Source organism: Streptomyces uncialis (assembly GCF_036250755.1).
Taxonomy (GTDB): Bacteria; Actinomycetota; Actinomycetes; order Streptomycetales; family Streptomycetaceae; genus Streptomyces; species Streptomyces uncialis.
Window position 1 is genome coordinate 540543 of the sequence record NZ_CP109583.1, and the last position, 19386, is coordinate 559928.

The 19386-nt window shown below is 72.0% G+C and carries 12 protein-coding genes and 1 pseudogene; 8 read left to right on the plus strand and 5 right to left on the minus strand.

Annotation, left to right across the window (positions count from 1 at the left end; translation table 11 throughout):
- Window positions 1-7: 7 nt before the first annotated feature.
- The 8 genes and pseudogenes from OG711_RS01895 to OG711_RS01930 all read left to right on the plus strand — a co-directional run.
- A complete protein-coding gene (locus OG711_RS01895; protein ID WP_329558154.1) occupies window positions 8-2206 on the plus strand; it encodes an iron-containing redox enzyme family protein in 2199 nt (732 codons plus the stop codon).
- A complete protein-coding gene (locus tag OG711_RS01900) occupies window positions 2203-4035 on the plus strand; it encodes a carbamoyltransferase family protein (protein WP_329558155.1) in 1833 nt (610 codons plus the stop codon). The genes OG711_RS01895 and OG711_RS01900 overlap by 4 nt, the downstream gene beginning before the upstream one ends.
- A 71-nt stretch (window positions 4036-4106) precedes the next feature.
- Window positions 4107-4286 carry a hypothetical protein gene (locus OG711_RS01905; RefSeq protein ID WP_073785810.1) on the plus strand — a complete coding sequence of 60 codons (180 nt, stop codon included), beginning with the start codon at window positions 4107-4109 and terminating at the stop codon, window positions 4284-4286.
- A complete protein-coding gene (locus OG711_RS01910; protein ID WP_329558156.1) occupies window positions 4255-5328 on the plus strand; it encodes a beta-ketoacyl-ACP synthase III in 1074 nt (357 codons plus the stop codon). The genes OG711_RS01905 and OG711_RS01910 overlap by 32 nt, the downstream gene beginning before the upstream one ends.
- Before the next feature lie 9 nt (window positions 5329-5337).
- A complete protein-coding gene (locus tag OG711_RS01915; RefSeq protein WP_329558157.1) occupies window positions 5338-6405 on the plus strand; it encodes a beta-ketoacyl-ACP synthase III in 1068 nt (355 codons plus the stop codon).
- Window positions 6402-6650 (plus strand): acyl carrier protein, encoded by a 249-nt coding sequence (locus OG711_RS01920; RefSeq protein ID WP_218623241.1) that lies wholly within the window; start codon window positions 6402-6404, stop codon window positions 6648-6650. The genes OG711_RS01915 and OG711_RS01920 overlap by 4 nt, the downstream gene beginning before the upstream one ends.
- Before the next feature lie 89 nt (window positions 6651-6739).
- Complete coding sequence (locus tag OG711_RS01925) at window positions 6740-7948, plus strand: acyl-CoA dehydrogenase family protein (protein WP_329558158.1); 1209 nt, start codon at window positions 6740-6742, stop codon at window positions 7946-7948.
- A 559-nt stretch (window positions 7949-8507) separates the two neighbouring features.
- Window positions 8508-8945, plus strand: a pseudogene (locus OG711_RS01930) (IS110 family transposase); the annotation flags it as partial.
- A gap of 580 nt (window positions 8946-9525) precedes the next feature.
- Here the strand turns inward: OG711_RS01930 and OG711_RS01935 are convergent.
- The 5 genes from OG711_RS01935 to OG711_RS01955 are packed head-to-tail and all read right to left on the minus strand — an operon-like array spanning window position 9526 to window position 19381.
- Entirely contained in the window at window positions 9526-11031 is a 1506-nt protein-coding gene (locus tag OG711_RS01935; RefSeq protein WP_329558159.1) for a condensation domain-containing protein, read from the minus strand.
- A complete protein-coding gene (locus OG711_RS01940; protein WP_079184438.1) occupies window positions 11024-13360 on the minus strand; it encodes a M20/M25/M40 family metallo-hydrolase in 2337 nt (778 codons plus the stop codon). Before OG711_RS01940 ends, OG711_RS01935 begins: the two co-directional genes overlap by 8 nt.
- Window positions 13357-15162 carry a non-ribosomal peptide synthetase gene (locus tag OG711_RS01945; RefSeq protein ID WP_266504551.1) on the minus strand — a complete coding sequence of 602 codons (1806 nt, stop codon included), beginning with the start codon at window positions 15160-15162 and terminating at the stop codon, window positions 13357-13359. The genes OG711_RS01940 and OG711_RS01945 overlap by 4 nt, the downstream gene beginning before the upstream one ends.
- A complete protein-coding gene (locus OG711_RS01950) occupies window positions 15162-18572 on the minus strand; it encodes an amino acid adenylation domain-containing protein (RefSeq protein ID WP_329558160.1) in 3411 nt (1136 codons plus the stop codon). The genes OG711_RS01945 and OG711_RS01950 overlap by 1 nt, the downstream gene beginning before the upstream one ends.
- A complete protein-coding gene (locus OG711_RS01955; protein ID WP_329558161.1) occupies window positions 18569-19381 on the minus strand; it encodes a class I SAM-dependent methyltransferase in 813 nt (270 codons plus the stop codon). Before OG711_RS01955 ends, OG711_RS01950 begins: the two co-directional genes overlap by 4 nt.
- Window positions 19382-19386 lie beyond the last annotated feature (5 nt).

A 19386-nucleotide genomic window follows, 5' to 3' on the forward strand; every position in this document is an offset into this window, starting at 1 on the left:
CGACAGGATGCCCGTATCCACGGCGGAGACAGCGACAGCGGACGGGACGGCCTGCCGGACGCTCTACCGACGGGCCGCCGACCCGGAGGGAGTGCCCCCGGGAGCCGACTGGGTGGCGCGGACGCGCGCCGAACTGGACGGTGCCGCCGGATGGGACGGCGGCAGCGGCCCGCCGGACAGCGGCGGCGCCGGCCTGGACGGCCTGCGGGGCCTCGTCGGCACCTGGGCGGAGGAGGAGCGCGACCGGTACCGCGTCCTGTGCGACGGGAGCGGCGAGACGGCCGGTGTCCTGGCCGCGCGGGCCGCGCTGGCCTGCGCCCCGTTCGCCGCCCACGACGGTGCCTGGCTGCAATGGATGAGCGCAGCGGGAAACGCGGACGGGACGGCGGCCCTGCGGCTCCTCGCGCTGTACGCGTCGGACGTGGGAGTCGGCGGCGCCCGCGCGTCCCGGGGCGACATCTACGTGGCCTCGCTGCGTGCGGCCGGCCTCGCCCAGTACGCGGAGCCCGCCGCACGCCTCGCACTGGACGGCAGGATCGCCGACCGCGACTTCTATCTCCCCGCGCTGCTGCTCGCCATGAGCCGTCTGCCGGACGAGTTCCGGCCCGAGATCCTCGGAGCGGACCTGTGCCTGACCGCGGTCGGCGCGGTTCCCCCGCTGGTGGCGGCCGCCCCGCTGCTGCCGCCCGGCGGCCGGAGCGGACCGGGTCCCGGCCGGGACCCGGTCCGCTCCGAGCACCGCTGGAACACCGTGCGCGCCTGTCTGTCTCCCCGCGGTGACGACAACCGCCGTGCCGTCACGGGCTTCGTCTGGGCTTGGCAGGCCCTGCGACGGTGGAGCGGCGACCTGCACGGCGACCTGCGGTGCGCGCGCGATCCGGCGTACGGGATGGCCGAACTGCTCCGGGCGCGGGCCAGGGAGGGAGCTGTCTATCACGACCGGTTCCTGCTCGCCGGACGTCCGGTGTCCGCGTGGCTGGAGGAATGCCGCGCCGACCCGGCCGGATTCCTGGAGGTCCTGGCGGCGAGCACGCTGGTGCGGCCGGGCCGGTCGCGGGAAAGCCGCCTGGTCAACGGGCTGGTGCTCCAGCGCGGGCCGATGTTCCGCGTGTTCTCCCCGGAAGACCTGACGGTCATACGCCGCTGGATCGACTCACTGCCCAGGGAACCCGGCGCGCCACCCGCCGGACCGGCGCGACCACGCGCCTCCTACCCCGTCCCGCAGGAGACCCCGTGCCACCTCCCGTCACGCCGGACCCCGGGACGCCGGTCCCCGGACTCCGGCGGCCCGTCGGATCTGCGGTCCGCCTACTTCCTCCTCCAGGGCCGCCCACGGACACCGGCCCTGCGCCGGTACACCCTCGACTATCTGCGGGGCTGGCTGGCACGGTCGCGCCACGGGATCGACCGTGACCCCCGTCCGCTGCTGCCCGCGGCCTGGCCGAGGAAGGGGCTGCGGCCCTGGCTGCTGGACCAGCACGACCGCCACGACCGGGAGCAGGCCACTGACGGCGCGCCCCTGCCGTCACGCGGGGAGCTGATCGACGCCACCGTGCAGCTGGCACCCCTGACACTGATCGACGGTGCCTGGTTGCAGGGCTTCACCGACTACGCCCTCGCGTCGTCCGAGCACGGCCGCTTCCTGTTCGAGACCTACTGGGACGAGCTCGGCAACGGCATGCCCAGCCTCAACCACCCCCTCATCTACCGCCAGGTGCTCGCCGAGATGGGCGTCACGCTGCCGCCGACCGCATCCCGGGAGTTCGCGCGGTGGCCCGGCTTCCGCGAGGAGTCGTTCGCCCTGCCCGTCTACTGGCTGAGCATCGGCCGCTATCCACGGACCTGCCTGCCCGAAGTCCTCGGCCTCAACCTGGCCATGGAGCTCTCCGGAGTCGGCGGCGGGTACCGCCGCGCCCACACCGCCCTCAAGGAACACGGCTTCAGCACCCGGTTCGTCGACATCCACAACACCATCGACAACGTGGCCACCGGCCACGCCGCCTGGGCCGCCGACGCGGTGGACGCCTACATGGCATCCGCGCTCCAGACCCGCGGCCCCCAGGCCCAGTCGGCCGACTGGCAGCGGGTGCGTGCCGGGTTCCGCTCCCTCGATCCCCCGGGCGGGTTCCGGGCGCGCCGGGCGGGCCACCGGGCCCGCCGTTCGCCGCGCGGCCGTGCCCGCGGCTGGGAGGAGGCGGAGGCATGACCGAACTGATCCTGGGGGTCTCCGCCTTCTACCACGACAGCGCCGCCGCGCTCGTCGCCGATGGCGTACCCGTCGCCGCCGCGCAGCAGGAACGGTTCAGCAGGCGCCGGCACGATCCCGCGTTCCCCTCCGACGCCGTCCGCTACTGCCTGCGCGAAGCAGGCGCCTCTCTCGCCGATGTCGCGGCGGTCGCCTACTACGAGGACCCGTTGCTGAAGTTCCGGCGCGTCATGGCCACCTTCGCCGCCACGGCGCCCCGCGGCTACCCCGTCTTCCGGGAACGGATGCCCGGCTGGCTCACCTGGCGGCTGCGGGGCGCGGCCACCGTGCGCCGGAAGCTGGCGGAACTGGACGCGGGGCCCGTCCCCGGCATCGTCCGCCGGGAGCACCATGAATCCCACGCGGCCTCCGCGTTCTTCCCCGGCCCGTACCGGTCCGCGGCGGTGCTGTGCGCGGACGGCGTCGGCGAATGGGCCACCACCAGCATCTGGCACGGCCGGGACACCCGTCTGCGGAAGGTCGCGGAGATCCGCTTCCCGCACTCGCTGGGACTGCTCTACTCCGCGTTCACATACTTCTGCGGCTTCAAGGTCGACTCGGGTGAGTACAAGCTCATGGGACTGGCCCCGTACGGCACACCCCGCTGGGCGGACGTGATCCGCGACAGGCTGATCGACGTCAAACCGGACGGCTCGTTCCGCCTGGATCTGCGGTACTTCACCTACCTGCGCGGGCAGACGATGACCGGCCGCCGCTTCGAGGAACTGTTCGGCGGGAAGCGCCGGCTGCCGGAACAGCCGCTCACCGAGCGGGAATGCGATCTGGCGGCGTCCGTCCAGGCCGTCACCGAGGAGGTACTGCTCCGCCTCGCCCGCACGAGCCGGACCCTCACGGGCGAGGAGGATCTCTGCCTCGCGGGGGGCGTGGCGCTCAACTGTGTCGCCAACGGGAAGATCGCCGGGGCCTCGGACGGCGGGCTGTGGATCCAGCCCGCCGCGGGCGACGCGGGCGGCGCGCTCGGCGCGGCCCTCGCCACCGCCATGGAACGCGGCGCACCCCGCGACCGCCCGGACAGCCGGCACGACACGATGTCCGGGGCCCTCCTCGGGCCGGCGTTCAGCGACGAGGAGATCGGCGCGTACCTCGACCGGCATTCCATCCCCTACACCCGCCCCGGACGCGACGCCCTGGTGGAACAGGTGGCGGCCGCCCTCGCGGACGGCCGGATCGTGGGCTGGTTCCAGGGCCGTATGGAATTCGGACCGCGCGCGCTGGGCGCACGCTCGATCCTGGGGGACGCCCGCGATCCGCGCATGCAGTCGGTCATGAACCTCCGCATCAAGTTCCGCGAATCGTTCAGGCCGTTCGCACCGGCCGTCCTCGAAGAAGCGGCCCACGACTACTTCGACCTGCCGCACACCAGCCCCTACATGCTGCTGGTCGCCGGGATCGCACAGGCCAAGCGGCTACCGACGGCCGCCGACACCGATGTCCGCGGACCGGAGCTCCTGCGGATACCCCGCTCAACGATTCCCGCGGTCACCCACGTCGACTCGACCGCACGGGTACAGACCGTCGACGCGCGCACCCATCCGCTCTTCCATCACCTGCTCACCGCCTTCCGCGGGCGGACCGGCTGCCCGGTACTGGTCAACACCTCCTTCAACGTCCGGGGCGAACCCATCGTGCACACACCCCACGACGCCTACACCTGCTTCATGCGCACCGGCATCGACATGCTCGCCCTCGGCGGCTACCTCCTGCACAAGGACCGGCAGCCGGCCTGGCGGGAGGACGGCGACTGGCGCGACGAGATCCCCCTCGACTGACCGGCCCGGCACCACGCCCGGAACGCCTGGCCGGACGACCCCCTGAAAGGAAGGTGGGGACGATCACCCGCATGTGGAGCCTCCTGCTGCCGCCCGCCTACTTCCTGCTGTTCACCCCCCTGAGTCTGCTGCTGCGGGTCGCCCGTGACCCGCTGCGCCGCCGCTGGGACCCGTCGGCCACCGACTACTGGCACTACCGCCGCCCCACGAGGGACAACGATGAACCGCATCCGCCCCGCGCCCTCCGCTGACCCGGGCAGCGTCATCGGCCCGGCCGCAACAGGCCGCGCCGCCGTGCTCGCCGGGGCAGGACACTGGCTTCCCCCGCGCGTCCTCACCAACGAGGAACTGGGCGACCGGCTGGGCACACCCGCCACCTGGCTGCACAGCCGCACCGGCATCGCCCGCCGTCACGTCGTCCAGCCCGGCATGGCGACCTCGGACCTCGCGGTCGAAGCCGGACGCCTCGCGATGGCATCGGCCGGCACCACCGAGGTCGACACGGTGATCGTCGCCACCACGACCCCGGACCGCATCTGCCCGCCCACCGCCCCCGAGGTCGCCGCACGGCTGGGCCAGCCGCAGACCGCGGCCTTCGACCTGAACGCGGCCTGTAGCGGGTTCCTCTACGCACTCGCGGTCGTCGGCGGCATGATCGCGGCCGGCACCGCCCGCACGGCCCTCGTCATCGGCGCGGAGACACTGACCTCACTGATCGACCCTCAGGACCGGGCCACCTCCGCGATCTTCGCCGACGGCGCGGGAGCCGTGGTCCTGCGCGCCGGGACACCCGGGGAACCCGGCACGATCGGACCGGTCGTCCTCGGCAGCGACGGCACCGGCAGCGACTTGATCGCGGTCCCCGCGGGCGGCTCACGCCGGCCCCTGCCTCCTGCCCCCGACACCGGAGCACGCTGTCTGACCGTTTCGGGGCCCGAAGTGTTCCGGCACGCCGTCACCCGCATGACCTCGGTGACACACCAGGCGATCTCCGCCGCCGGATGGGAACTCGACGATGTCGACCGGGTCGTCGCCCACCAGGCGAACGCCCACATACTCGCCGCCGTCGCCCGCAAACTCGGCATCACCCCGCACCGCATGGCCACCAACATCGCGCATGTGGGCAACACCTCCGCCGCCTCCATCCCTCTCCTCCTCTCCCAGGACGCCGCCGACGGACGCATCGAACCCGGCGACCGTCTCGTACTCACCGCCTTCGGCGCCGGACTCACCTGGGCCGCCACCACCCTCGTCTGGCCCCACCTGCCCGAGCCCGCCGCCCCCGCCCCGTAAGGAACCGGTATGCCTGCCACCACCGCTGTCCTGTGCGGACTGGGCGCGAGCCTTCCCCAACAGGCCGTCTCCAACAGCCGCCTCATCGCGGACAACCGTCTCGACTCCGACGACCAGTGGATTCTTCAGCGCACCGGAATCGCCTCCCGTCATATGGCCGACGCCCGCACCAGCACCGGAGACCTCGCCACCGCCGCGGGACGGGCCGCCCTGGACTCCGCCGCCGAACTCGCCGGGACCCGTATCCACCCCGACATCGTCCTTCTCGCCACCACCACACCCGACCACCGCTGCCCGGCCACCGCACCCGAGGTCGCCCACCGCCTCGGATACACCGGCACCCCCGCCCTCGACCTGTCCGCCGCCTGCGCGGGCTTCGTCTACGCCCTCACCGTCGCCCGCGCCCTCATCACCGCCGGCCACTGCACCCACCCGCTGGTCATCGGCGCGGAGACCTACACCACCACCCTGATCGACCCCCACGACCGCGACACCGCCATCCTCTTCGGCGACGGAGCCGGCGCCGCCCTCCTGCGCCCGGGAACCCCCACCGAACCCGGCGCACTGCAAGCAGCCGACCTCGGCAGCGACGGCGCCCGCGCCGCCTACGCCCAGGTCCCCGCAGGTGGATCACGCACCCCCCTCGGCGCCCCCGGTACCCACCCCGGCGACCATCACCTGCGGATGAACGGCCGTGCCGTGTACACCCAGGCCGTACGCCGGATGACGTCCTCCGCGCTCACCGCCCTGGAGAAGACCGGCTGGACCACGCACGATGTCGAGGCATTCATCAGCCACCAGGCCAACCAGCGCATCATCGACGCCGTCGCCGACCGCCTCCACATCCCCGCCACCAGGCGCCACGGCAACCTGCGCGAGCTCGGCAACACCGCCGCCGCGTCCATCCCCCTCGCCCTCGCCGACGCCGCCACCCGCCGGGCCGCCCACCCTGGACAGCGCACCCTGCTCACCGGCTTCGGCGCCGGCCTCGCCTGGGGCTCCCACACCCTGCTCTTCCCCGAAGCCCGCCCCCGCACCCTGCCCTCTCACCCCCACGACGACAAGGCAACCCCATGACCATGGCCTCCCGCTACGAGCACCTGACCCGTCTGCTCACCGAGAAACTCAACGTCGCCCCCGACACCGTCCACCCCGACGCCACCCTCGCCGACCTGGGACTCGACTCCCTCGCCATCGCCGAACTGACCATGTCCCTCCAGGACGACTGGCACGTCGACCTGGAAGCCGTCAGCACACCCCCCGAAACGACACTCACCCACCTCCTCACCCTCGCGGACACGGCACCACCCGCCACCACCTGAACCCGCCCCGGCACAGCCCCCACCAGAGAAACCCCCTCCCGGCCGACCGCCGCGCCGCACACGCAGTCCTCCGAAAAGGTGCGAAATCCATGACCGACGACCGCGCAGAATCCGGGCCGACGCACTCCACCGGCCTCGCGGCCCACCTCGCGCTCGGCACGGCCAGTCACCGGACCGCGCAGTTCCGCGAACGCGTCCGCACACTCATCACCGACCGCATCGCCCCCCTGCTCCCCGCCGCCGAGCGCGACCGGACGTTCCCCCGGGCAGCGGTGACCGCCTGCGGCGCCGCCGGACTCTTCACCGAACGCTGGACCGGAGGCATCCACGGCGACCTCGGCCGCTCCGTGCTCCTGTCCGAAGAAATGGGACGGGCCGGACTCGGCGGCATCGGCGTCGGCATCGGCCTCCACCTGGAGGCAGCCGTCCCCCTGCTGCGCCGCTACGCCACCACCGACCACGCCAGAGCGCTCCTCGGTCAGGCCCTCGACGGCGACATCACCTGCTGCGTCGCCACTTCCGAACAGAACGTCGGCTCCGACCTGGCCGCCGTCGAAACCCGGCTCACCCCCAAAGGCAGCCAATGGCAGGTGCACGGCACCAAGTGGTACGTGTCACCCGGCGCCGCCGCCGACACCGCCCTCGTGCTCTGCCGCCACACCGACGGCCCCGCCATCGTGATCGTTCCCCGCGACGGACTCCACACGGTGAAACGCTGGACCACCACCGGCATGCGCAGCCTGGAGACCGTCTGCCTGTCCGTCGACGCGACCGTCCCCGACGAAGCGGTCCTGGTACGCCCCGGCGCCGGACTGGCCGCCATGGGCCACGGCCTCCTCCACGAACGCCTCGCCCTGGCCGCCCAGACCCTCGGCGCCCTCGACCTCGCCATGACCCTGGCCATCACCCACCTGAAACGCAGAAGACAGTTCGGCACACCCCTCCACCGCCACCAGGCCCTGCGCCTGCGCACCGCCGACCTCCACTCCCAGGTCCGCATCACCCGCCTCGGCCTGTACGCGGCCGCCACCGAATGGTCGGCCAACGGCCATGTGCCCCCAGCAGAGGCAGCCGCCCTCAAAGTGACCGCCGCACGGCTCGGCGAACAGGTCACCAGCGAATGCGTGCACCTCTTCGGAGGACGCGGATACACCGAGGACGCCACCCCCCTGGAACGCCTCTGGCGGGACCTCAAAGTCACCCGCCTCGGCGGCGGCAGCGACGAGATGATGTGGGAACTCGTCGCCGCCGGATTCCGCCCCGACCACGCCCTCTACGAACACTGGATCACCGACTGACCCCGCGCGGAACCCGGACGCCGCCGACCCCGACAATCTCGCCGCCCAACTCGACGACGGCACCCAGGCCAGCTGTCCGGCAGGCCCATGGTCGGTACGGGTTCCTGACCCTGCGGGACTTCGGAGGTGAGGTCCCCTCCCGACGGCGACACCCCCAGCGAGCACCGGTGGAACCAGGAGGTGCGGCTTCGAGTCGGTGGGCGCCGAGGACCGCTGTGCCGAGGGTGAGGGGGCGGGGTACAGCGTGGCCCTGCCCCGCAGGCGCTTCGGGCTCGTTACGTTCACGACGACGCAGCATGCCGTAGCGGCGCAAGGGGGGCGAGCCGGGCCCCGTTACCGTCTTCGTGGCCTTGCAATGAGGCCCCCGGCCTTCGGCCCCGGTATGACTTGAGCCACCAGTCGAGATGATCGAAAAGGTGGTGTCGCCGGTGCCGGAGGCATTGGCAGACCGCTGATGAGAGGCACGAGCGCCCTTTGGGCAGTCTCTTCGTCACGTGGATGTCGGCACGCTGATGCCCCAGGTGAGGCCGGGGAGAACACGAGCACGGGAGCGAAGGGCATCACGGACGAGACTGACATCGACGTCTGTCTGCGCCTGGACGTCGGGAAGAGTGATCACCACGCCACCGCCGTGAACCGGGCGGGGAAGAAGGTGTTCGACAAGCCGCTGCCCAACAGCGAACCGAAGCTGCGCGAACTCTTCGACAAGCTCCGGGCCAAGCACGGAACGGTACTCGTAGTCGTCGACCAGCCTGCCTCCATCGGGGCCCTGCCGCTGGCGGTCGCCCGGGACGCGGGATGCCAGGTCGCCTACCTGCCCGGACTCACGATGCGACGGATCGCCGATCTTTACCCCGGCGAGGCGAAGACCGACGCCCGCGACGCGTTCATCATCGCGGATGCCGCCAGAGCGATGCCCCACACCCTGCGGACGATCGAGCCCGCGGACGGGACGGTTGCGGAGCTCGCGATGATCGCCGGGTTCGACGACGACCTCTTAGCTGTGGGCGATGCCTGTGCCTCCGGGTGGACGGCCGGGCCGTGTCCGCGGGGGCTTCACGCTGCCTCATCGCGGGCGTGCACACGGCTGGGCGGGGGGGAAGCCGTCGCTCCGGGCGAGCACGGCCGTCAGCGCGGAGGCCGCCAGCAGGGCTGAGGCCACCCAGGGCAGGGCCTGTGCCCCGGCGCCGTCCAGGACGGCGCCGCCGAGCGGGGAGCCGCCAGCCATGCCGATGTTCCATCCGGTGACCCGGAGTGAGTTGGCCGTGTCGGGAGCGAACGGGGCCGCCTTCACCCCTGCGGTCTGCGTCAACGTCGGAATGCCGCCGTGCGTTACACCCCAGAACACCGCGCCTAGCACGACGGCCGCGGTGATGTGCGAGAGCCCGACGGCCATGCCCGCCAGCGGGGGTCGCCGGGCACCGGTTCGCCGTCAGTGGGGTCATCAGATCGCGTGTCCCCAGTTCGGTGGCATCTGCCAAGCAGGCCCCGTACATGAAGCGCGGCAACCCGCGCGTCGGCCCGAGTTCCTCGCCGACCGGCCGGCCTCCATGGCACGGGCGCCTCGCGGGCGGCCTTCAGGGGTGGGACCGCGCCGAGGCGGCGACCCAGTCGTCCTGCTCCCACAGGACGACGTCGTCGGAGGTCCCGGCTCCCATTCCGACTTCGATGCCGCCTTCGGCTCCGGTTCCCCTCCTCGCGGCCCGGAGGATCTCGGCGACGGAGCAGCCCTGGTCCCGCACCGCCGTCGAGAGGACCCGGAAGAGGAAGACCAGGAATTCGGCGGCCTGAGCAGGGTTCATGAACGACGGCAGATGGGTGAGCCTGCCGGTGGTGGGGCCGCCGTCCGGCTCGACCATGTGCAGGGCCAGTCCGTCGTGCAGTGCCGGTGTGCGAAAACCCAGGAGACGGAACGCCAGATCCCCGGGTTCGGTCGGCTCGGCGTCGCACATCGAGCGAGGGTAGATCTGCATGCACACGGAGGGGGCGTGCGCGGCTTCCGGGTCATCCTGTGCCAGGGCCTCCTCGACCAGATACGACGGTGTGCTCGCGTGGTCGACCGCGTCGAGGAGCACGTCCTGGGCCTGCTCGACCAGTTCAGGGAAGGTCGCCGTGCGGTCGACCGGGACCCGCAGCAGGAGTCGGTCGCTGAACAGACCGACGAGCGGCTCGTGCTCCTCTTCCTCACGTCCCGCGTACGGCACGGAAACGACCGTCTCCGGGGTTCCCGTCAGGTCGGCGAGCACTGCGGCCAGCGCCGCCAGCGTGATGGTGAACGTGGTCGAACGCAGCGAACTCGCCAGCTGCCGCATCCCCTTCCCCAGAGGATCGGGGAGACCGAAAGGCAGGGACAACGCCACGGTGCTCCGCGCCCCTTCGCCCGGACTTTCCCCGGACCCCTTCCCCGGCCCGGCGTCCGACGCCGGCACTCCGAACGCTCCGCCGAGACGGCGACGCCACCAGCCCAGATCACGGGTGTACCAGCCGGACCGCTCCCGCTCCGCGGACTCGGCCACAAAGGCCGCCCAGGCAGCTTCGAGCGTTTTCTGCGGATCTCCCGGATCGGTGGCCTCCCCGCGGGACAGTGCGCGGAAGTGGCTCTGGATGCCCCTGATCACCACGCCACAGCTCCAGCCGTCGGCCACGACATGGCTGATGGTGAGGAACAGCAGATGGCGCCTGGGTTCGAGGGTCACCAGGGTCACACGCATCGGCCAGTCCGTCGCCAGATCCACGGGCACCGCGCTGTCCGTCGCCCCGAAGCGGGTGCTGGCGTCCGCCTGCCGTTCGGTGGGCTGCCCGGTCAGATCGACGACCTTCACCGGGTACGAGTCCGGGGCCGCCCGGAGCGTCGCCACGGGTTCTCCGTCCGGGCCGGCCACGATGCGCGTCCGCAGCGGGGCGTGCTGGCGGACGACCCGCGCCAGAGCCCGGCCGAGCAGAAGCGGATCGATCTCGTCCGTCACCAGATAGGTCGGTGACATCTGGTCGACCGGGTTGTCCGAGGCGCATGCCGCGCGCCAGCGCCGTGCCTGCCCGCGGGTCAGTTCCGTCGGGATCGCGTCGTGCCCCTCGTCAGCCACCCGTGGCCCCCTCTCGGCCGCGGGTGGCCGATCCGCTTCCTCTCGGCACGCGCAGCTGAGCGAGAAGCTGGTACACGGTCTCGGTGCCGCGGCGCAGTTCCTCCACCTTGATGTACTCGTCCGTGCCGTGCATACGCCGCAAGGCGTCCCGGTCGACGGTGTACGGGTACATCCCGTACACCGGGATTCCCTTCTCACGGAAAGGGACAGCGCTGGTCACCGCTTCGAACTGTGCGGCGGTCGTGGCCACTTTGCCGTGGGTGACCGTCACGGCGCGCCGCCACATGCGGAAGATGTCCGTGTCGACCGTGGACGCCGGGACCGCGAGATATCCGGTGAACCGTTCCAACGCCTGCTGCTCCGTCTCGCCCGCGCGGGCCACGACGGACAGCACGGCGTGATCCGCGATGAGCTCACGTAGTCCGCGCACCACCGTGGCGGGGTCGTCCCCGCCGGGCAGGAAGCCGACGAGCATCCGCGCGGAGGCGCGGCCCGGGATGATGCTGGTGTAGTAGCCGGCGTCGGCGCCTACGAACGCGAGGGTGGTGCGCATCATGGCGTTGTGCAGTTCAGGGTGCCCGCTCGCTCTGATCGCGCGCTCACCGGCCTCGTTCCTGGCCGGTTGGGTGCGGGCGGAGAGCATGTCCCGGAGTGCGGCCGCGAACGCGCGGTCGCGAGTGGCGCGGCTCAACTCCTTGAAGTAGGTGCGGGACAGCGCGTTGGGGCGGATGGGGGCACGGAAGTCGCCGAGTAGTTCGAGCGCCCGACCGAGGCGGACCACCGCCTGGCCCTCGTTGGGCTTCGAGGTGTGGGTCGCGTAGGCCCGGGTCTCCACCTGGACGAGGATCGCGCGCCTGTCCGAGCAGGTCAGACTGGCGAGCATGGGGGTGGTCTCGTCCTTCTGGTTCAGGATCCAGCCGCCCTCGGTGAGGACGACCCCGGGTTCTACCTTGCCCGGGTACTTGTCCAGCAGCCAACGCACTCCGTGGGAGCCTTGCTCCTCGTCACAGTCGGACCAGAAGATCACCTCGCGGTCGAAGCGTGCTCCTTCCCTCAGATGTCGCACCAGGGCGGCTGCGAAGGCCGCGTTGGTTCCCTTCATGTCCAGCGCGCCCCGACCGTAGAGACGTCCGTCCTTCACCTCGCCCCCGAAGGGGTCCACCGTCCACGGGTCGCCGATCGCGGGCACCACGTCGGAGTGCCCGAGCAGAAGCAGGGGCTTCTTGTCCGTGGGGCCCGCGGCGGGGACTCGGGCGAAGAAGTGGACGTTTCCGGCCTTCGGGGTCTCGACCGTCTCCGTGCGGGCGCCGGCGTCCTCGAAGAGGTGCCGGAGCATCCGGGCGTGCGGCAGGGTGAGCGCGCCGTCGCCCGGATTGCCGGTGTCGTGACGGATCATCGCGGAGGCGAGAGCGACCGGGTCGACGGCGGCGGCGCTCGTGAACGTCGCCGGGCCCGTTCCGCTCCGGGCCGTCTGAAGCGGCGCGGTCACCGTCGCGTTCGGCGCGAGCGCCTCGGCAGGGGTGGCGGTCGCGCCGAACGCGACGGTGACCGCGCCGACGCCGACGCTCAGCAACGACCGCCGGGACGGTTCCCCGGCCGCGACCGGGGCCGGCACACAGGCCCGGATCACCGGCCCGGGGGCCGTGCGGTGGATGTCGTGACCGCCGTCCACGGTGTCTTCGGTCCACTGGATGTCTGTGTACCGTGCCCACTCACGGGCCGTCGTCTCGGAGACCCGCGGGTCGTGGGTGCCTCTGACCAGCCGGACCGGCACGGAGAGGCTCGGCGCGGCACGGCCGTCGTATCCCGCGCCGAGCCGGAGATCGGCGAGGATCGGGGCCAGGAGAAGTTCCTCGGCGGCCTCCGGCCCCTTGACCGGCTCCGGTGCCGTGAGGCCGGCTGCCGCCGCGTACGACCGCGCGTCCACCGCGGTGATCGACCGGGATCCACCGGTGCGGGCCGACGGCGGCCTGCCCGCCACCACGCACAGGAGCGCCACGTCCCGGCCGGCTTCCGCCAGGGCTCGACACGTCTCGTACGCGATGACGCCGCCCAGGCCGACTCCGACCAGGATCAGCCGTCGGTCCGAGCCGGCGAGTTCGGCGGCGATCATCTGCGCGTACTCGGCCATGTCGGTCACCGGCCGCTCGCCGAGGCGCGGGCCGCGGCCGGGCGGGTCCACGACCGCGAGGGCCGTTCCGGTCGGCATCCGCGACGCCCAGGAGTCGAACGACGTGCCGGACGCGCCGGTGGGCGGAACGCAGACGACGAGCGTGTGGGCGTCGTCAGGCCGGAGGGTGAAGCGCACCCACGCCGCTGTCGTGGTCATGCGCCGGCCTCCGCGTCGCCGTCACGGTCGCGGCACAGCTCGACGACCCCCGAGAAGGTGGGGGACCCGAGCAGTCGACGCAGGCTGATGCGCTTGCCGAACGCCGTCTCCAGCCGGTTCGCGAACCGGACGGCCAGCAGGGAGTGGCCGCCCGCGTCGAAGAAGTTGTCGTCCGGCGTGGCGGGGGCCGTTCCGAGCAACCGCTCCCAGAGGCCGAGGACGACGCTCTCTGTCTCGTCGGCCGGTGCGAACCGCTCGCGCGGCCCCTGGGCGGCATTCTCGGCGATCGTCCCGAGGACGACACGGTCCAGCTTGCCGTTGGGACCCAAAGGCAGGTTCGGCAGCACGACGATCCGTGACGGGAGCATGTAGTCCGGCAGCCGATCCCGGAGGAAGGCTCGCAGAGCCGCCGGATCCGCTTCAGCCGCCTCCGTCACACAGGCGACCAGCCGGGGTTCCCCTTGTTCCTCGGTGACGAAGACACCCGCTTCGGCGACGGACGGATTCTTGCGCAGGGTGGCCTCGATCTCTTCGAGTTCGACACGATAGCCGCGAATTTTCACCTGGTTGTCGACCCGTCCGACGATCTCCAGATCGCCTCCGGCGGACAGCCGACCGCGATCTCCGGTGCGGTAGCGGCGCACGCCGTCGTCCCCTGTGGTGAACCTGTCGCCGGCGGCCCGGACATAGCCCAGCGCCAGGGGCGTCCCCGCCACCCACACCTCGCCGACCACTCCCGGGGGCAGCAGCCGACCGTACCGGTCGTGCACGGTGAGGGACGCGCCTGCCACCGCCTTCCCGACGGGCACCCGGTCGGCGTCGGGGGCGAGCGCGGCGGTGTCGTACGCGGCGACGTTCGAGGCGGTCTCCGTCATCCCGTACAGGTTGAGCAGGGTGGTACCCGGGAACGTCGCGCGGAACCGGTGGACTGTGGCCGTCGGCAGGGCGTCCGCACCGCTGGTCACGAGCACCGGACGATGCGCGAGTCCGCCGCGGCGGTCCGCCTCGTCCAGCAGCCCGGTCACGAGGTGCGGAGTGAGGAACAGATGGGTGACCCGCTCGCGTTCGAAGGCGTCGGCGAAGAGGGCGGGGTCCAAGACCTCCTCCCTGGTCAGGAAGACGGACGGGACTCCCCGCAGGAGTCCGCCGAGCAGTTCCCAGGGGGAGGCGACCAGGGAGACGGACTTCTGGACGGCGAGTACGGCTCCGGGCTCGAAGGGGTGGTCACGCCACATCCACCGCAACCGGTTGAGGACCGCCCGGCAGCCGATGCGCACCCCTTTGGGGTCCCCGGTCGTGCCCGAGGTGTAGACGATGTGGAACACCGCCGAGGGATCGTCGTCGGCCGGGTCGCGAGGCGCGAGCACGGGCCCCCGCGTCGGCTCGGTCAGCCGTACCCGGGGCGCGTCCAGCGTCGGGAACTGGTCGAGCCCCGGTTCCGCGAGTACGCAGTCCGGAGCGGTCTCCTCGATCATCCTGCGCTGTCGGCGGGCCGGAATCGCCGGGTCGAGACCGAGATGGCCGGCACCGGTGCGCAGCACCGCGAGCACACCGGCGAGAGCGGCGGGCCCCCGATCGGCCGCGAGCGCGACGACGCCGCCGGGGCGCACACCGCGATCGGCGAGCTGTGCCGCGAGTCGGCCGCTCCACAGATCCAGTTGGCCGTAGGTCAGGACGCGCTCGCCGGTCCGCACCGCGATCGCGTCCGGGGTGGCGGCGGCCTGCGCGGCGAAGAGCGCCGCGAGTGACGCGGGGCCGTCGCCGATGCCGGCCTCATGCGGTGCGGTGACGTCGGACAGCATCAGAGGGTTCCTCCCGTGGTGAGGTTGGAGACGAGGTACCGGCTCTTCGCGTCCGGCAGCAGGTTCAACGCGCGGGTCGCAGTGCCGGGGGCCTGTACGAGGGCGCGCGCGGCGAGCAGCGTGCTCTCCAGCACGTTCCGGGCGACGTCCTCGTCCATCAGCTGCGGCTGATATGCGAACTGCAGGAGAAGCTCCCCCGGCCCGTGCGGCTGCACATAGAGCGCACAGTCGTACTTGGTGTAGCCGGTGTCGAGTTCGACGAATCGGAAGGTCACCCCGTCCGCGGTCGTGCCCGCCGCCGGGTAGGCGAGCATGTTGAGCATGGTCTGGAAAACGGGCGTGGCGGAGCCGCTGCGCGCGGTGGCCGGCAGATCGCGCAGGGTCCAGCCGAAGGGATGGTCGGACGCGGCGTATCCGTCGAGCACCACGTCCCGGACCCGTTCCGCGAAGGTGCCGATGGTCGTGCCGGGGTCCACCGCGATGCGCAGCGGGAGCATCGACAGCATGAAGGCGGGGACGTCGGCCTGCTCGGGACGGTCGCGGCTCGCCATCGGCGCGCCGATCATCACCTCGTCGGTGTCGCCGTAGTACGCGAGGGCCAGCGCGTAAGCGGCGAGGAGGTGACTGAACGAGGTCCCGCCGATGCGGCGCGCCGACTCCCGCACGGACGTCGTCAGATCCTCTGTCAGGACGGCCTCGACGATCCGACCCCGGTACGTCGGTCGCTTCGGCCTCGGCCGCTGCGCCACGTCGAGCACGGGCAGTTCGCCGGCGAGCTGTCGATGCCAGTACGCGCCGGCCTCGGCGACTTCCGGGGTGCGCAGGAGTTCCTCGTGCCAGTCGAGGTAGCGGTCGTAGTGCGCGGTTCGCTCCCGGTCGGCGGTGGCCGTGCGGTCCCGTGCCGATCGGTACAGCTCTGCGAGGCGACGGAACAGCACGGTGGCACCCCAGCCGTCGAGCAGGATCTCGTGCATGGTGACCAGAAGCCGGTGCTCCCGGTCCCCGAGGGCGAACAGGCGCAGTCGCAGGGGTGGTTCCGAGGTCAGGGCGAACGGCCGCGCGGCCTCGTCGGCGGCCTCCTCCCGGTGGCGCCGCAGGCGTTCCTCCGCTCCGTGTTCTCCGAGGTGCTCGACGGCGGGCAGCGGCACGCGCCAGTGCGGGTAGCTGTGGACGGGCCTGTCGTCCTGTTCCGCGAAACGCGCGAGCAGGACCGGATTCTCCTCCAGCAGCAGGTCCCAGGCGCGGGAGAGCCGGTCGTGATCGAGTGGGCCGTCCAGCACCAGGGATCCCTGGTAGCTGTAGTTCGGGCTGTCCGGGTCGAGACACCAGTGGAAGTAGACCCCTTCCTGTTGCGGCGTCAGCGGCCGGGTGCGCGGGACGTCGTCCGAGGCGCTCCCGGCGGAGGGGGCGGGGCGCCGCTCGGCCGGGGTCCCGACGGGGGCGGAGTCCGTGGCGAGGGCGGCGAGAGCGGCCGGGCTGCCGTCGCCCAGGACATCGCGCAGAGTAGCGGCGGTCCCGTCGACGCGCAGCCGGGCCAGCAGCCGCATGGCCAGGAGGGAGTCGCCGCCCAGCTCCAGGAACGTCTCGTCACGGCCGACCGCGCCCGTGCCCAGCAGTTCGGCGACGACGGCGGCGATGTGCCGTTCCGTCGGATCACGGGGGGCGTCGTAGGCCCGGGCGGCGGGTCGTTCCCTGCGGGGCGGCGGGGGAAGCGCGGCGTGGTCCGTCTTGCCGTTGCGAGTCAGCGGCAGGGCCGCCAGCTCCACGAAGACGGATGGCACCATGGCCTGGGGGAGCCGGTCGGATAGATGGGCGCGCAGCTCGTCGACGGGGAGGGGAGAGCGGTCCGACACCACGTGGCCGACGAGTCGGGGCGGCACCGCCGCGGCGGGTGCGAGTCCCGTCTCCCGGGCCACCAGCGCGGCGGACGGCTCCGGGGTGTGCACCGTCACCGCGCAGGCGGTCACGGCCGGATGAGCTCCGAGGACGGCTTCGATCTCCGCGAGCTCCATCCGGACGCCACCCAGCTTCACCTGGCGGTCGACGCGGCCCAGGTACTCCAACTCCCCGGACGGCAGGACGCGGACGGCATCCCCGGTCCGGTACACGCGGCCGTGCCCGGTGAACGGGTCCTGGTGGAAGGTCTCAGCGGTACGCAGCGGATCACCGAGGTAGCCGCGACCCACCGCGACCCCGCCGACGAACAGCTCCCCCGCCTCGCCTCGCGGGCACGACAGCCAGCTGTCGCCGTCTCCGCGCAGCACGTACAGCGTGACATTGCCGATAGGGCCGCCGATCGGAAGGTGGCGCACGTCCGGGGCGGGTGCCACAAGTCTCGCGTGCGTCACGTCGTCGGAGCATTCCGTGGGCCCGTACGCGTTCAGCAGTCCGACCGTCGGGAAGGCGGCGAGCCAGCGGCGCGCCAGCGCCGGCGGCAGCTCCTCACCGGTGGCGATCATCCAGCGGAGTCCGGCGAGGGTCTTCCATTCGGGCTGGGCCGGGCCGACGGATGCCGTACGGGTGTCCCGGGCGTCCAACAGGAATCGGATCAGAGTGGGCACGACCTCCAGGACGGTGGTGCCCCGGCGCACGACGGACGTCAGCAGCGCCGCGCCGTCCTGGGCCTCGTCGTCGGTGTAGATCTGCACGACGCCACCGGTCAGAAGCGGGGCGAGCATCTGCCAGACGGAGATGTCGAAACCGAGTGGAGCGGTCTGGGCCAGTCGGTCCTCCGCGCCCAGCCCGAGGTCATGGACCTTCGCCCACAGGTGGTTGAGCATGCCCTGGTGCTCGACCAGCGCGCCTTTGGGGCGGCCGGTGGAACCCGAGGTGTAGAGGACGTAGCGGATCTCGTCGGGGGCCGGGGGCAGGGGACGCCCCGTGGGGACGGCGGATTCCTCGTCGAGGGTGAACCGCAGTGTGGGGCAGCCCGCCGCCTCGGCTCCCTTGACCAGCGACTCCCGGGCTTCGGGCCTGCCGGTGGTGATCAGGCAGCTCGCCGCGCTGTCGGCGAGGACGTCCTCGACGCGGGCGGACGGCCACCCGGCATCCACCGGGAGGTAGACCGCGCCCAGGATTTCCAGGGCCAGGAAGGCGGTCACGACCTCGCTGCCGCGCTCGCCGCCGACGGCGACCACCTGGCCGGGGCCGACGCCCCGGGCGGCGAGTGCCGACGCGGCCCGCCGGGCCTCGTCCGCGAGTTCGCCGTAGCCGACGGTGCGTCCGGCTTCCTCCACGGCGGGTCGCCCCGGGGTCCGTTCCGCGTGGCGTTCGACGTGGGTGACCACCGCGTCGCGGAGGTCGTAGGGCTCGGTTCTGGACAGGGCGACCGCGCTCGCGGCCTTCCGGTGGGCCTCCGTGAGTGGAAGCGGCGGGAATACGGCGGGCACGAGCGAGGGGGTGTCACTCACCGTCGCTCCCTCTTCTCGGCGATCACCTGGAGGTATTCCACAGGTAGACCGGTCCCCCGGCTGTCGGTGGTGACGAAGCGCTCGGTCATCTCGACCAGCTCGGCGCGCAGTTCGTGCCACCGGCCCGGAGGGGAGATGGTGTTGCGGGCGGCGATGCACGGGCCGAAGCAGGATTCGAAGAAGGCGATCAGCCCCTCGGCGTCGAATGCGTACCACAGCGCGCGACGCTCCGTCGTGAGCTCGAACGAGTCCCCGAACAGCTCTCGTTGGTACTCCTCGTCACCCCAGAGCATGGGCTGTCCCTGGTTTCCCGTGGGCGAGGGAAAGTACGAGGACAGGATCTCCTGGAAGTGCGCCGTCCAACTGCGGCTGGTCCAGTTGCACATGCCGATACGCCCACCGGGACGGCAGACACGTGCCATCTCGCCCGCCGCGGCGGCGTGATGCGGGGCGAACTGCACACCGTAGGTCGAGGTCACGAGGTCGAACGAGTCGTCGCCGAAGGGAAGCTCCTCGGCATCGCCGCGGTGAAGGTCGATCTGGACGCCCGCCCGCTCGGCTCGCTCAAGGGCGTCCGGGAAGAACTCGTCGGTCAGATCGAGGCCCTGGACGAGTGAACCGCGACGCGCGGACAGAAGGGCCACGTTGCCGTTTCCGGTCGCCACGTCGAGGTGCAGCGTGCCGGGCTCCGGGGCGAGACGGTCGATCAGATCGACTGCTCCGGGCCTGAGGAGGTCGGCGACATGCCGGTACTCGCCGTACGACCACATGGTGCGGTTGACCTCACGGATGTCCTGATGCGTGGGCATGGTGT